The sequence below is a fragment of the Gemmatimonadota bacterium genome (assembly GCA_022560615.1).
Taxonomy (GTDB): Bacteria; Gemmatimonadota; Gemmatimonadetes; order Longimicrobiales; family Gaopeijiaceae; genus UBA1138.
In genome coordinates this window covers 14,056-28,369 of the sequence record JADFSR010000046.1, presented here as the reverse complement: position 1 = coordinate 28,369, position 14,314 = coordinate 14,056, and the positions used below count along the sequence as shown (strand labels likewise).

Sequence of the window (14,314 nt, the reverse complement as noted above, 5' to 3'; positions counted from 1 at the left end):
TCCCATCTTCGTCGGGGAAGACCGAGAAGCACCTCCTCCTGTGTCTGATCCGTTCCTGTTGCGCTTCATCGCACCGGCTCAGCGTCTTCCACCCCCTCACCAGACGCTCCAGGTTGGCGGCCGAACCCGCACGGGCGAACGCGAGCAGCTCAGTTTCGGTGTCGGCTGTCGCTACGCGCGTCAACGCCCGCACTTTGCTGAACGACAGCTCTCCCCTGGCCATCGCCTCCGAGATGAGTGGCAGCTCCTCGAGCGCCCGAGCGGCCCTGACCTTCTCGTTCGCCGTACCGCGCATGATGCCGATCCGCCACGCGAGCCACTCGGCACACGAAGCGAAGCCCTCGTCCTCCCAGTCCCGGTGACGATCCGACCGCGCGAGAGCCGCCAGGAACTCACGGGTGGCGGCCGTGATCTCACCGAACAGCACAGCGACTCGGTCCATGCGCTCGTGGCGAGCGTCGGACGCTAGCTCACTCTTCCCCATCTCCCCTCCCATATCCAATTATGACAATGAGTTACGTCATAATATATGAGCTGGTTTTGGGACGTCCCCACGGGCCGCGAGAGCGCCAAACGGGGGTCGCCAGGGCATCGAGCGAGGGTCTACGGCCCGATGGAGCTCAGGCGCAGACCGACGTCGTTCAGGGGGGCACGAACACCGGCGTCTCGGACTGGCAGCACTGCGCTGGCTCGAATCCGTCCATGTCTGGATGGGACAGGTTTTCCACAGTCGCCACCCCTGTCCACTGGACGATCGCCCGCCCGGACCCGAACCGCTCATCGACCGACGCGGCGACCACCGCAGCGCAGTGCGGGCCGTGGCATGAGACGCCAAACACGTGGTCCGCAACGCGCTCATTGGCCACGACATACGTGGGGGACCAGCTCTCGCGGTCCGTCATGACCCACTAGGCCTAGGCCACGACTAAGGCCCGACTAGGTACTACGTAGGTGCTAGGGCCCTGCCGTAACCCCGTTCACGAGAGGAATCACCTCCTCCGCGAAGCGCTCCATCTCCTCATGCTGGGGCGAAAACTGAAGGAGGAGCAGGTCGAGGCCGGCGGCCTCGAACTCCATGATGCGCTCGGCCACCTGCTCAGCTGTTCCCACGAGTCCGCTTCGCAGCCCACGGTTCGATACCGAGTAGTCCTCGAGACTCACTCGACGCTCGAGCTGGGTGTTGCCGATCCAGTCCTGATAGTTCGCATATCCCTGAGCGCTCTGGCGCACATCTGTGATTCTGCTCACCTCCTGGCGAGCTTCGTCCTCGGTGGATCGTACGACCGCGAAGCCAGCAGCACCGAACACCATCGGTGGTAGTCCCAGGTCCTCTCGACGCGCTCGCATGTCGTTCACCTTGTCCGCGATCAGGTGCGGAGGATCACCGTGCGTCAGCCAGGCATCACACTTCTCCGCGATCAGGGCCTTCCCCGCTGGAGACTCGCCGCCGGCGTACAACGTGGGGCGCGGCCGCTGGAGCGGCTTCGGCTCGAGGATCGCCTCCTCGACCGAATAGAACTCGCCCGAGAAAGAGAAGACCGGCTCGGTCCACATGCCGTTCACCACCGTCAGCCACTCTCCTGTGCGCTCATAGCGCCTGTCGTGCTCGTCGAACCGGACGCCATACTTCCGCGCCTCTGTCGCCCACCAGGACGATACGACGTTGAGCGACAGCCGTCCCCCGCTGATGCGGTCGATGTTGGCGGCCTGTTTGGCCAGGAGCGCGGGCTCATGAAAGGTCGGCCGCACGGCGACCATGATCTCGAGCCGCTCGGTCACCGCGGCCAGGGCCGCCGCGGTGCTCCACGCATCGAGCGAAGGGGCGTCCATCCCCTTGATGTCGTTGAGGTTGAGCTCCGCCACCAGAGTGAGATCGAAGCCGATCTCTTCGCTGCGGCGGGCGAGGCGGCTCGTGTACTCCCAAGTCGCTTCCATGCCTTCGTCATCGACATTGCGGAGCCACCCCCCGAACACCGGCAGCCAGTATCCGAACCTCATCGCACACCTCCCGACAATGTGGGCACGAGCCCTGCCTCCAGCTCCAGCCAGTCGGCCAGCTTCGCGAACGCGTCGAACCCGACGACGTTCGGCGCGTCGGCGACGAAGTTCGAGAGCGCGTTTATGTCGTAATAGTAGAGCTGGCCGTCCCGGTCATCGATCATGTACTCGACGCCCCCGATCTCGATTCCGGATGCGGCCATGATTCGCTCGACCTGCGAGACGATCTCGGCGGGCGGCTGATAGCCCTCCACGCGGAGGCTGTTCTCGGCGGCATCGGCGGGACAGGCGGAGCGCTCCAACTGGGCTCCGTCCATGTCCAGGCAGACGTCAGCCGGACAGAGGTTGAACTCGGTTCCGTCCGTGTAGATGCGAATCGCGTACAGGAACCGGCCGTCTAGGATCTCGACGCGGACGATCCGTCCTCCCTCGGCCGGAATGTGCTCCTGCACCAGGGCCGTATGGTCGATGCCCAGATCTAGCTCGTCCACGGCGCCCTCGAGTTCCCCCAACGTCTCGAAGCGACGAATGCCCGCCCCACTCCCCCCGATATTCGGCTTGACCACTATGGGAAAGCGGAAGCCACGAGCCGCGCTGGGGGCGCCGGCAGCGTCGTGGATCACCCTCGTCCTCGGATAGGGCAGTTCCAGTCGCCCGAGCAGCGAGAGCTGGTAGGCCTTGGAGATCTCCGTCTGCCATGCCTGCCATCCATTGATGACCCGTACGCCCAGCCGCTCCAGGTGGGCCAGGTAATGCGATGTGAAGTGGATCGCGCTGCCCGCCTCCCTCAGGTACGCGGATGGACTCATTCGGTTGAACACCAAGGAGTACGGTGTTTCGGCCTCGCCTGCGTCGTAGCTCAGCGTGGTGGCGTTCAGCTCCACATACGGTGTCCCGCGTCGGTCCAGCTCTTCGAAGAGCGGCCTGAACCAGTCGGGGTGCTCGAAGTAGATCGCGAGGGATCGTTCGGCTGTGATGGGCATGATTGGGTACTTCCCGTCTCGTTTCTTGGGGCGTCGTCACGCGACACCTAGGCAACAAAAAAACCCGGCCCTCTCCGCGGAGAGAGGCCGGGGCGGTAGTCCGAGCTCAGCTCGGAACCCTTAGTCGTCCCTGTTCATGTACACGGACGCCCCGGCTCCCCTCCGAGGGGGAGGGTCATACAGATGCAACAGCACATCCGTGGGCAGATTTTGGGCGTCATGAAAATTCGTCAGCGAAAGTGTTGGGTTCCATTGGGTTACGGGCTCGCAGGCTACCCTCAAGCCGGACGCGTGTCAATACCACGTGCGTAGGCGCCCGCGTCCCTAGCTGTGGCTTCGAAATCGGCCTCGGCGTGACCGTGATCGTCACCTCCTCATCCGCATAGAGGGCGCCGTCATCGGCCCGGCCCCGAAGGACATAGGTGCCCGGCTCATCGAATGTGACCTGCACAACCCACCGGTCATCCTCCGGCGTAGGGGGCGCCTCCCAGAAGGGAGACCATGGCGAGTTCATGAACGCCCTCGAGTCCTCCCAGGGCTTGATCTGGATGGGCGCGAACGTTGCATGGTTCTCGCCCCGATACACGAACCACGTGAAATGGAGGCCCACTCTCTTCTGGACAGTGACGCGATTGGGTTCGTTGAGCGCGCGTCGCAGCGCTTGCAGCTCGGGGGAGATCTCCTCCTCTTCGTCCTCTTCCTCTTCCTGCCCGGCGTCCTCGGACGGGTCTTCCTCTGAGTCGTCGCCGGCCACGGAATCCGGCTCAGCGTCCGACGCTTCGGCTGCCGTCGCTTCTGCCGCTTCCCTCGCGGCGACCGCCCGTGCCCGGCGAGCCGCGCGAGTGATCGGAAGCCCGTCGTCGGTCACACGCGCAACGAGCGTGACGCTTTGGCCAACCAGGACGCGCCGCACTTGCGAGCCTTCGATCTCGATCATCGGCGCGACGTTCGAGCGTGTCTCAGGGTCGCTGCGGCCCGCCCCGAGCGCCCCGGTTTCGGACGCGATCACCATGTTGTCGATCAACAGGTCTTGCCGGAGCGTCGCGTACGCTCGCTTGGTCACTCCCTGGACGGTCAGCGTCCAGACCAGCTCCTGATCGCCAAAGTCGGCAGGGACCTGAACCTTGAAGATGAACCGGTTCCTGCGGGGCAGAAAATGCGACGGCTGGCCGCGATCCTCGGGTCCGGGCGAGAAGAAGTTGTCGGGCCCGGTGGAGACATCGACCTCTTCCAGCCAGTTCCGATTCATGTAGCCGAAAAGCAGGTTGTACGAGCCATCGGGGTTCGCTTCGAAGCCCTCGTACGCCGGGGAGACCGTCTGCCCCTTCGTATACGTCAGCTGGGCGTCGGCACGCTCATGGGTGAGCAGTACCGCGGTCAGAACGAGCAGGGACCGGAGGAATCGTGCCCCTCGCGCCCCCTGAACGGAAGTCCGATTCATGTGTCTTCCTTCATGGCCGAAGCGCATGCCTACCGCTGTGGTTGGCGCCCTGGTTCGCGGCCGACTCCCACGTCCTCCTTCTCGGCCACCGGGGAGGGCACGTCGATCGTCGAGAGGCACAGTGGACAGCCGATCACGTGGTCGTTCTTGGTCAGGTCGAAGAGCTCCCGTCGCGCGGCCATCTCTTCCATGAACTGTTCGTCCGACATCGTCACACGCATCCCGAGGTCGATGAACATGTTCGCAACCGATCGGTTGCCCGACCCCTGCCAGTTCCTCGGGTCCGTGATGTTGGTGTTGTTCGGCGTGTTGTCCATATAGCCGACGATGTGCAGGATCGTGCCCTTGGGCAGGAGCGGCTGATAGCCGTCCTCGTAGGTGTACGCGCGTACCCAGTTGTGGTCGTACCCAACGCAGCTGAGCGTCTCGACGTTGAAGCCCCAGATGGCCTCTAGGCACATGCGTTCGCCGGGTGCGTGCAGGTGCGGCTCGAAGGTGATGATCTTGGTGTGCTGCTCCAGCACCTCATAGGCGTGGAGCTCCTGGCCGTCTTCCATCGCCTCGATGTCGATGTCCATCGCGTTGCCGAGCGCGACAGGAGCTCGGCGGTACTTGGGCTCGTAGCCCTCCGGATGAAATCGGAAACCGATGAGCAGCTTCGCCGTCGTGTTGCGGCCGCTCGAGTGCAGGTGGATCGAGTTGGAAACCACGCTCGAGCCCGCCCTCAGCAGCCGGCCCCCCTCCGGGTCGAAGATATCCGCGTTCCGACCCACCTCGTGCACGGGCCACCCAACGGCCCCACCCGACCCGAACGTGCTCAGCGTCGGATCCTCACTGTCTGCGAGGACCCGCGTGCTCCAGATCATGTGGTGGAAGATGTAGCGCCGACCGACGGTTGCACGGCCGGTATCCGTGGGATCGATGTCGTTCACCTCCCGAATCTCGACGGACTTCACCCAGCGATCCTGCTCGAGCGGGATCGGTACGCTCTTGATCTCGCCCCACCAGTCAGGGGAGCCTGCCTCCATGAAGATCTCTTCCGTCTCTACGATCAGGTCCGGCTCTCCGGCCGTCCAAAAGTCGTTGTTCTCGAAGTTCAACGGAGTGGGCAGGTCCGCGGGATCTCCTTCCGGGGCGCCGTTGTCCGCCCACGCGGCGATGGTCGCAAGCTCTTCGTCGCTCAAGGAGGGATCGTACTTGTAGTGCTGGATGCCGATGTCCTTCTCCATATACCAGGGAGGCATCGCGCCCGCACGATCGCGGATCGCCGTCTTCTCCCTGATCCGGCTGGCCCACCGCCGGACCTGGCGGTACGTCACAAGCGGCATGGGTGCCACGCCTGCGGGGCGATGACAGTTCTGACAGCTCCGCTGGAGAATGGGCGCGATATCCCGGCTGAACGTCACCTGGTCCGACGAACCCTCCTGAGCATCGACGGCGCTCGGAATCGCGAGAGCGAAGATCGCCGGGGCGAGCACGACCAGTCCCCAGACGTGGTTCCACCTCATCATGACATGCGTCATTTCCAGCACCTCCGGAGGACAGACGACCAACGCTCAGCATCCCAGCGAAATGCCACTCCAAACTAGGGCGGGTCCGCGGGGGGTGTCAAAGCGCGGAGCGCTGGTCATTTCCAAGCCGAAGCGTCATTCTTCGGGTCCGCTACGAATCTCTGGATCAGAGGAGGCTCGTGACCCCTTCCATGCGGGCGCTCGCGCTGCTCACCGTCTTGCTGCTCGCGGCTTGCGGTAGTGACGACGACGATGGCGACGATGGTCCGATGGCTCCCGGGGACGCCGCCGGATTCGACCCCAACGTACCGCCCGTGACGACCGGAAGCTGGTATCGGCCCGGGACTTCGACCACCTGGCAGTGGCAGCTCCAGGAGACGCTGAACACATCGTACGACGTCGATCTCTACGAAGTCGATTTGTTCGACACGCCAACCGCGACGATCCAAGCGCTGAAGGATGCCGGGCGCGCGGTGCTCTGCTACTTCTCGGCCGGGTCGTGGGAGGACTTTCGCAGCGACGCGAGCACGTTCCCCTCGGTCGTCCGCGGTAACGTCTACAGCGGCTTCGAGGACGAACGCTGGCTCGACATCCGCTCGGAGACGGTCCTGACCCTCATGAATACGCGGCTCGACCTCGCTCGTCAGAAGGGGTGCGACGGAGTGGAGGCGGACAACGTCGACGGCTTCAGCAACAACACTGGCTTCCCTCTCACGGCCTCCGATCAGCTCGGTTTCAACCGGCGGTTATTCAACGGCGCGCACGAGCGGGGCCTCGCAGTGGCGCTCAAGAACGACGGAGATCAGGCCGCCGCGCTGATCGCCTACGTGGACCTCAGCGTGAACGAGCGCTGCCACGAGCTGGGCGAGTGTGGCCAGTTGGAGGCCTTCATAACGGCCGGCAAGCCCGTGCTGAACGCCGAGTACCTCTCCGACTACGTGTCGGACTCGGGCGCCCGCGACGCCATGTGCAGCCAGGCACGCGGCCGTGGCTTCCACACGCTCGTGCTGCCCGAGGATCTGGACGACTCGTTCCGTTTCACGTGCGACGACAGTACATGACGGACTGGGAAGAGGAGTCATCGGCCATGGACTCGCGGAAGCGTCCCACGGATGAGAACGCGTCGCCCTCAACGCGCACCGTACGATCCGGCGTGCTCCTGGCCACCCTCATTTGCATCTCGGTCGTGACCGCACCGACCGCCGACGCACAGTCGACCCCGGAACCCGGCCAGCAAGTCGCCCTCGTCACGGGATCTACCAGCGGGTTGGGTCGTGAGCTCGCGTTGAGGCTGGGGGCGATGGGCACGCACGTCATCGTCCACGGCCGCAATCGTCGCCGCGGGATGGAGGTCGTCGCGGCGATCGAGAGCGAAGGAGGCAGCGCCCGCTTCTACGCCGCGGACCTCGCGTCGCTCGAGCAGGTCCGCAGGTTCGGTGAGGCAATCCTGAGCGACTACGGGAAACTCGACCTTCTGATCAACAACGCCGGCATCGCGTTCGGGACCGAGAGATCCGTTTCTGAGGACGGCCACGAGCTGCACTTTCAGGTCAATTACCTGTCACATTTTCTGCTCACCAGGATGCTTCTGCCTCGGCTCCGTGAAAGTGCCCCCTCACGCATCGTCAACGTTTCATCGGGTGCTCAGCAGGCGATCGATTTCGACGACGTGATGTTGGAAAACAACTTCACCGGGGGACGGGCATACGCGCAGAGCAAACTCGCGCAGATCTTGCACACCTTCGATCTCGCGGAAGAGCTCGACGGTACCGATGTGATCGTCAACGCGCTGCACCCGGCCACCCTCATGGACACGCCGATGGTGCTGAGCGCCGGGGTCACACCGAGGGCCACGATCGATGAAGGAGCCAATGCGGTGATGCAGCTCGCGACCTCACCGGACATCGGGAGCGGCGGTTACTTCACTGGCCTCCGGCCCGCCCGTGCAAACGCCCAGGCGTACGACGAAGAGGCTCGTGCGAAGCTCAAGCGGCTGAGTGAGGAACTGATCGGGAAGCGTTGAGCTAGGCGTAGCGAGACGACAGCTTCTCGTTGTCATGTTCACTCACTGCCTCTCGTGCACGGCCAGGCTTCCCGAACCGGGCGTCATGGACCACCCCGTGCCTGGGGACCGGATCGCCTACGATCCCGAGCGGGGCCGGCTGTGGTCGGTCTGCGGGACGTGCCGCTCGTGGAGCCTGGCCCCCATCGAGGAGCGCTGGGAGACGGTGGAGGAGCTGGAAGGCATTGTCACGCGCAGGCACGTGCGGCGGGGGCGGGCGCGGACGCGTCTCCTGTCCCGCACCGACAACATCGCGCTCTTCCAATTCGAGCGGCTCGAGATCGTCCGCATCGGCGACTCGAACCGCCTCGAGGAGGCGGCATGGCGCTACGGCCGAGACGCCCGGGAGCGCTGGCTCGCCGCCAGTAGCGTCGGCGCCAGTAGCTTAGGCGTAAGGAGCGCGGTGACGTTGGGCGCGGCCTTCGTCGGAGGCGTGGTGACGCGGACGCTGCCTTGGCGCTACGCCTTCCAGAATCCTACGGAGGTGCGGCGTTGGCTCAGGTTCGGCGCCTGCGCCTGGTCGGGTCGCCAGCAATGTCGGATCTGCGGGTTTTCGATTCGGCGGCTCTCGTTCTTCGACCGAAAGATCCTGATGCTCCACCCTCAGAAGGATGAGCATATCGGGCCCGCGCTCTCGCGGCAGTGTCCCTCCTGCAAAGATGTCCTCGAGGGGGGACTGCATCTGACGGGTTTGGCGGCCGAGCAGACGCTGCGGCGCGTGCTCGCCTACCAGCACTTCGCAGGTGCCACCAGGCAGGATATCGAAGCGGCCACGAACCTCATCGAGCGTGAAGGCCAGACACAGTTGGTGGGGGTCCTCTTGCGATTATCCAATCAACTCGGGGACATGCCTCCGGTGGGCGCGATCGCTCTGGAGGTGGCCGCAAACGAGGCACGAGAGAGTCGATTGCTCCGTCTGGAGATGGGATCGCTGGAGCAATACTGGCGCGAGGCGGAGGCGCTGGCCTCGATCGTGGATGGTGAGCTGACCTGGATGTCGGGGGTCGAGCGCCTGCGGCTGAGGGCGGTGGGTGGGCTGTGAGGCCCGCCCGGGTTCAGGCAGCCGTGGCCGCACTCCAGGCTCTGAAACAACGCTAGGCCGATTCGATCACCGCGCAGCGGCATCCTGCTTTTGGCGGCGGCGCGCGGTCAAGCCGTTCCAGCGTCTCCCGAAGCGTCGACCGTAGCGCCCGAAGTTCCTTGAGCCGTTGCTCTACCTCCGTGAGGCGTGTGGAGACGGTCGCGTGCACATGCTCGCACGGTGGCCGGCCGCCTGAGGAGATCTCCAGGACCTCGCGCACGTCGCTGAGCTTGAGCCCTAGCGCTTGCGCCTTCTTGATGAATCGTAGGTCGTCGACGACCTCCGGTCCGTAGTCCCGGTAACCGCTCGGCGTGCGGTCTGCGAGAGGCAGCAGTCCTTCACGCTCGTAATACCTGATGGTGTCGGGGGTCACTCCCACCGACTTCGCGAGCTCTCCAATCCGCATTTGGTGTCCTCCAAGTGTAGCGCGACACATCTTGGAACCTTGGAGCCTAGACAAAGGTTATTTCCTCAGCAAGGGCGGTACTCCGGAGCCCAATTTCCAGGACCATGGAGGGTCTTGACTTTGGAGTGGACTACAAGGTTTACATTGGCTAAAGGGCGGAATGACCGGGAGAGTCGGATGACCAACGTGAAAGACGTGTTGCTCGACCTGGGCTACGGGCTCGCACGTCCTGCTGTCCTTTGGGGCGGCTGGTGCCTACCTCGCCGGGTTGCTGGGATGGATGATCACGGCCACACTGCTGATCGGCCTACTGCGTGGGTCACTCGCGGGAGGGCTGCTGGGGAGGGGGGCGGGGGGCTCACGCAGGACCGGGGCCGCAGTGGGCTAAAGCGCGTCTGCGAGCCCGAGTTTGAGACTGCGAACCGAAGTGGGCGGCATGTGATTCAGTGAAGGAAGGGACGAGGTAACACGCATCACCCTGGAGAGAAACATGACTCTGAGAGTCTCATCAGCACTCCTCGCGAGCACCACCCTGGCCGCGGCCATGGCGCTGACCCACCCAGCGTCCGCTTCGGCGCAGATGGACATGTCCTGCATCGTGCGATCCGACATGGTGCCCATCGAGGGGCGCGCGAGCCCCCTCGATTCCCTGACGTTCCGAGTGGCCGGGCAAGAAGTGAAGATCTGCTACGGCCGCCCGTCCGCCCGGGGACGGACGATGATCGGTACCGGGTCGGCAGAGGGCCCCATCCAGATGGGCGAGGTCCCCTTCGGGAAGATCTGGCGCACGGGGGCAAACGAAGTCACGCTCCTGCGCACCCCGATCGCCCTCTCCATCGCCGGGGTGACGGTGCCAGCCGGCACGTATTCCATCTACACCGTTCCGGGCCCGACCGAATGGGAGATCATCGTGAATCGCTCCTACTCGCAGTGGGGAATGGAAAGCCTTTACACGGACGAAGTGCAGGCGCAGGAAGTCGGGCGAGGAAGAGTGTCGAGTGAAGCCATGGATGCTCATGTGGAGACGTTCACGATCCGCGCGGAGGATGTCGCAGACGGAGACCTCCAGGTGGTCCTCGAGTGGGAGCGGACGCGCGTGTCCGTCCCTGTTGCGGCAATCAGAGACTAGACGACCGCGTTACCGTTCACGCGCTTCGTGCGCTTAGCGTAGTGAGAACGCGGGACCGATAAACCGTTCGATTCGATCGGGAGATGAAGGAATGTTGAGAAGACTGATGTTGGTGATGGGTGTGCTCGCATTGGGTGCGGGCCCTGTGCTCGCACAGGCCTCCGGTTCCGAACGCCCTGAGGTCGGGTCCAGCGATCGAGTCCCGGATGTCGTGCTGAGGGTCGACGGGCTCGCATGCCCATTCTGTGCGGCCGGGCTCGAGAAGAAGCTGGAGGCGCTCGATGACATCGCCGACGTCGACGTGAAGCTCGACGATGGCGAGGTCTACCTCTTCCTGAAAGCTGACCGGTCCGTCAGCGACGCGGCGCTGGAAGAGGCCGTCAAGCATGCGGGATTCGCTCTTCGCACCATCCAGCGTCGCGAGCAGGTGGCAGGAGGGTGAGCCCAACGGTCGCCGGATGGCGGGAGGGCCTAACGGCGGCCGCGCCGGTCGCGGTACTCGGAACACTCGTCTGCTGCGCAATCCCGATCACTCTCGTCTCGTTGGGCGCGGGCTCCGTAGTGGCCTCCTTGGTCTCCTCCGCCCCATGGATCGTAACTCTGAGTCGGTATAAGGAGTGGGTCTTCGCTATCTCCGGCCTCCTGCTGGTGGCCAACTACTGGGCGTTGTTCCGGTCCACCGGCGCCGCTTGTGAGCCAGGGGGCGTATGCCACCCGAGCCACCGCCTTGGCCGATGGATGAGAAGGGTGTTCTGGTCCTCGACCGTTCTCTACGGGGTCGGCTTCGCGGCCGCCTATCTCTCACTTCCGGTCGCCCAGCTCTTGGGCTACTGAGCCTCTCGGCTACCGCCCGCCAGCCGGGCAGCGAACCACCTCCACCAACTACTTGAGGACGACGCCGCGCCTGCGGCGCAGCGGGAGCGACATGCGAATACAACGATCCTACTTCATGATCGGGCTGCTCCTACTGGTAGCGGACGCAACGCCCGGACTTGCCCAGACTGCCGGGCCCCAGTTGCGATTGGGAACCGGTGACCGACTCGGCGCGGCCACGGTACTTCGGCACGAGCCAATCTTCGGTGTCGGACCGCACACGACGTGGCGCGGTGGGTGGGGCGTCGAGGTCGAGATAGAGTCCGTGGGAGAGGAGACGATGCTTCCGGTGGAGGTGCTCTACGGTGTGACCGAGGAGCTCACCGTGACGGCCGTGCTCCCGTTTGCCACTCCTGCGGCAGGCGGGGACCTCGGGGAAGTGGGCCTGAGGGCGAAATGGCGCTTTGCGACGCGTTTCTCCCCAGGGCAAATGGATGCGTTGGCCATTCTCGGCGGCGTGGCGTTCCCCCGCAGCACAGCCGACGGGGCACCGAAGGGGGGGGCCATCACCATGCTGGGCCTCGCCATGGGCCGCGAGTCGCGGAGGTGGTACTACTTCGCGGGCGTCAGAGGCATCGCCCGCCTGTCGGACGAGGGCTTCGATCCCGGGGATCGCCTGGCCGTCAACATCGCCTGGGGGATTCGCCCCCGGAGGACCGAGTACCTGGCTCCCGACCTGGTGCTGCTGGTGGAAGCCAACGGTATCGCGGAAGGCCGCAGCCGCGTCGGCGAGGCCTTCGTCGGCACGAGCGGGGGCCGCCGTCTGAGCCTCGCGCCAGCCGTCCTCTTCAGCATCCGCAACGTGATGCTCAAGGGAGGCGTGAACATCCCCGTGTGGGAGGACTTCAACGATCCCGCCCGATCGGCCCCGACGGAGATCATCGCCGCCGTCGAGGTGCATTGGTAGAGAAGCCGACTGCACGCCCCACCTCCCACTCCTTCCAGAGCGAATACGCCGCCGGAATCACCATCAGCGTGAGGACGGTGAAGGAAACCATCCCGCCCACCATCGGCGTGGCGATCCGTTTCATGACGTCCGCCCCGGCGCCGTGCCCCCACAGGATCGGAAGGAGGCCAGCGATGATCGCGGTGACGGTCATCATCTTGGGTCGCACGCGCTCCACAGCTCCGAACTCCACCGCGGCGTCGACATCCGCACGGTCTCGGAGCGTGCCGGCTCTCCGCCGTTCGTCGTGCGCCTGATCGAGGTAGATGAGCATGATGACCCCCATCTGCGCAGCGACACCGGCGAGGGCGATGAATCCGATCGCCGTCGCGACGCTCATGTTGTAGCCGAGGGCCCACATGATCCACACGCCTCCCACCAGCGAGAAGGGGAGTGACAGGATGATGAGGCTCGCCTCGATGAGGCTCGAGAACTGGAGGTAGAGCAGCAAGAAGATGATGGCCACGGTGATCGGAACCACGTAGGTGAGGCGCTCCTTGGCGCGCTCGAGCGCCTCGAACTGGCCTGACCACACCAGCGTATAACCCTGGCGAAGCTCCAACTCGTCTTCCAGAAGTGCCCTGGCCTCCTGCACATATCCCCCGATGTCCCGACCTCGAACGTCGATGTAGACAATGCTGTTGAGGTTCGCGTTCTCGGACTTGATGAAGGGTGCGCCCTGAACAAACTCGATCCGCGCGAGCTCGCCGAGGGCGACCTGTGCTCCGGCGGGCGTGGCTACCAGGACGTCGCGGACGCTCTCCGGGTCATCCCGGAAGTCCCGAGCGTAGCGGACCAGGACGCCGTAGCGCTCGCGCCCCTCGACCACCTCTCCCGCCGGCATGCCGCCGACCGCACCCTGAAGCGCGGCGAGAACCTGTCCCGACGTGAGCCCGTGCCGCGCAGCCGCCTCGCGATCCACGGTGATGTCCAAGTACCGGCCACCCCGCGTGCGCTCCGCGAAGACGGAGCTGGTGCCCTGGACACGGGGCAGCAGCTCCTCGATGTCACGGCCCAGCTCATCCAACACCGCCAGGTCCGGGCCGAAGATCTTGATCCCCACCGGAGTCTTGATCCCCGTCGCCAACATGTCGAGTCGATTCTTGATCGGCATCGACCACATATTCGCCACACCGGGCGTACGCACCCTCGCGTTCATCTCGGCGACCAGAGAGTCGTATGTGACACCATCCCGCCACTCGTCCTCCGGCTTGAGGATCGCGATGGACTCGAGCATCGACATGGGAGCCATGTCCGTCGCCGACTCGGCGCGGCCGACCTTCCCCCACACCGATGCCACCTCCGGAATCGCCGCCATGGCGGCGTCGCGTTGCTGGAGAATCGCCTTTGCCTGGGCCGTGCCGATGGAAGGCTGAAACGACGGCATGTCCATGATGGACCCCTCGTTGAGGGGTGGCATGAACTCACTTCCGAGCCGTGACCACGGCCAGACGGTCACGGCCAGAGCCAATGCACCCACGCCGAGCGTCGGCCACCGGTAGCGCAGGACGCCGCGGACGAGAGGCCGGTAGACGGCGATCATCGCTCGGTTGAGCGGATTGCGGGTCTCCTTTGGGACGCCACCCCGGATGAACAGCCCCATCAGGACCGGTACCAGTGTGACCGAGAGCAGGGCGGCAGAAGCCATCGACAGCGTCTTGGTCCACGCCAGTGGCTTGAAGAGGCGACCTTCCTGCGCTTCGAGCGCGAAGACGGGCAAGAACGACAACGTGATCAGGAGCAGCGACGTAAAGAGGGCCGGCCCCACCTCTTTGGAGGCGCGGAGCACGAGATCCCAGTGCGCCCTTGTGTCCCGCATATATGAGCAGACATTCATGTGTCTAGCCGCGACGGAAAGCCACTCATCGGCGTGACCGACACCCA

The 14,314-nt window shown here is 64.7% G+C and carries 15 protein-coding genes; 7 read left to right on the top strand and 8 right to left on the bottom strand.

Going from position 1 to position 14,314, the window contains the following annotated elements; translation table 11 throughout:
• The 6 genes from IIB36_17780 to IIB36_17755 form a co-directional block, all read right to left on the bottom strand.
• On the bottom strand, positions 1-484 hold a 484-nt coding region (locus IIB36_17780; GenBank protein MCH7533590.1), incomplete at its 3' end, for a DUF222 domain-containing protein.
• A 157-nt stretch (positions 485-641) separates the two neighbouring features.
• On the bottom strand, positions 642-902 hold the full coding sequence (locus tag IIB36_17775) for a hypothetical protein (GenBank protein MCH7533589.1): 261 nt from the start codon (positions 900-902) through the stop codon (positions 642-644).
• 52 nt (positions 903-954) lie between these two features.
• Positions 955-1,998, bottom strand: coding sequence for an LLM class flavin-dependent oxidoreductase (locus tag IIB36_17770; GenBank protein MCH7533588.1), 1,044 nt, complete (start codon positions 1,996-1,998; stop codon positions 955-957).
• Complete coding sequence (locus IIB36_17765; GenBank protein MCH7533587.1) at positions 1,995-2,981, bottom strand: hypothetical protein; 987 nt, start codon at positions 2,979-2,981, stop codon at positions 1,995-1,997. Before IIB36_17765 ends, IIB36_17770 begins: the two co-directional genes overlap by 4 nt.
• 217 nt (positions 2,982-3,198) lie before the next feature.
• Positions 3,199-4,422, bottom strand: coding sequence for a hypothetical protein (locus IIB36_17760; protein ID MCH7533586.1), 1,224 nt, complete (start codon positions 4,420-4,422; stop codon positions 3,199-3,201).
• A 29-nt stretch (positions 4,423-4,451) separates the two neighbouring features.
• Positions 4,452-5,945 carry a cytochrome c gene (locus IIB36_17755; protein ID MCH7533585.1) on the bottom strand — a complete coding sequence of 498 codons (1,494 nt, stop codon included), beginning with the start codon at positions 5,943-5,945 and terminating at the stop codon, positions 4,452-4,454.
• 179 nt (positions 5,946-6,124) lie between these two features.
• Here IIB36_17755 and IIB36_17750 point away from each other — a divergent pair, with 179 nt between their 5' ends.
• The 3 genes from IIB36_17750 (at position 6,125) to IIB36_17740 (ending at position 9,037) form a co-directional block, all read left to right on the top strand.
• A complete protein-coding gene (locus IIB36_17750; protein ID MCH7533584.1) occupies positions 6,125-6,994 on the top strand; it encodes an endo alpha-1,4 polygalactosaminidase in 870 nt (289 codons plus the stop codon).
• Between the two features lie 26 nt (positions 6,995-7,020).
• The gene (locus IIB36_17745) at positions 7,021-7,956 is read left to right on the top strand and encodes an SDR family oxidoreductase (protein ID MCH7533583.1); all 936 of its coding nucleotides are present in this window, start codon (positions 7,021-7,023) and stop codon (positions 7,954-7,956) included.
• Positions 7,957-8,041: 85 nt separating this feature from the next.
• Complete coding sequence (locus IIB36_17740; protein ID MCH7533582.1) at positions 8,042-9,037, top strand: hypothetical protein; 996 nt, start codon at positions 8,042-8,044, stop codon at positions 9,035-9,037.
• A gap of 52 nt (positions 9,038-9,089) precedes the next feature.
• On the opposite strand, the gene IIB36_17735 is transcribed toward IIB36_17740, so the two are convergent.
• Complete coding sequence (locus IIB36_17735) at positions 9,090-9,482, bottom strand: heavy metal-responsive transcriptional regulator (protein MCH7533581.1); 393 nt, start codon at positions 9,480-9,482, stop codon at positions 9,090-9,092.
• 490 nt (positions 9,483-9,972) lie between these two features.
• On the opposite strand from IIB36_17735, the gene IIB36_17730 reads away from it, so the two are divergent.
• The 4 genes from IIB36_17730 to IIB36_17715 all read left to right on the top strand — a co-directional run bounded on the left by IIB36_17730 (position 9,973) and on the right by IIB36_17715 (position 12,391).
• Positions 9,973-10,611 (top strand): DUF2911 domain-containing protein, encoded by a 639-nt coding sequence (locus IIB36_17730; protein MCH7533580.1) that lies wholly within the window; start codon positions 9,973-9,975, stop codon positions 10,609-10,611.
• A gap of 91 nt (positions 10,612-10,702) precedes the next feature.
• A complete protein-coding gene (locus tag IIB36_17725; protein MCH7533579.1) occupies positions 10,703-11,053 on the top strand; it encodes a heavy-metal-associated domain-containing protein in 351 nt (116 codons plus the stop codon).
• Positions 11,050-11,445: a hypothetical protein gene (locus IIB36_17720; GenBank protein ID MCH7533578.1), complete on the top strand. Its 396-nt coding sequence runs from the start codon at positions 11,050-11,052 to the stop codon at positions 11,443-11,445. Before IIB36_17725 ends, IIB36_17720 begins: the two co-directional genes overlap by 4 nt.
• A gap of 91 nt (positions 11,446-11,536) precedes the next feature.
• Positions 11,537-12,391 carry a hypothetical protein gene (locus tag IIB36_17715; GenBank protein MCH7533577.1) on the top strand — a complete coding sequence of 285 codons (855 nt, stop codon included), beginning with the start codon at positions 11,537-11,539 and terminating at the stop codon, positions 12,389-12,391.
• Here IIB36_17715 and IIB36_17710 read toward each other — a convergent pair.
• Positions 12,363-14,249, bottom strand: a complete 1,887-nt coding sequence (locus tag IIB36_17710) for an efflux RND transporter permease subunit (GenBank protein MCH7533576.1) — start codon at positions 14,247-14,249, stop codon at positions 12,363-12,365. The genes IIB36_17715 and IIB36_17710 overlap by 29 nt on opposite strands.
• Positions 14,250-14,314 lie beyond the last annotated feature (65 nt).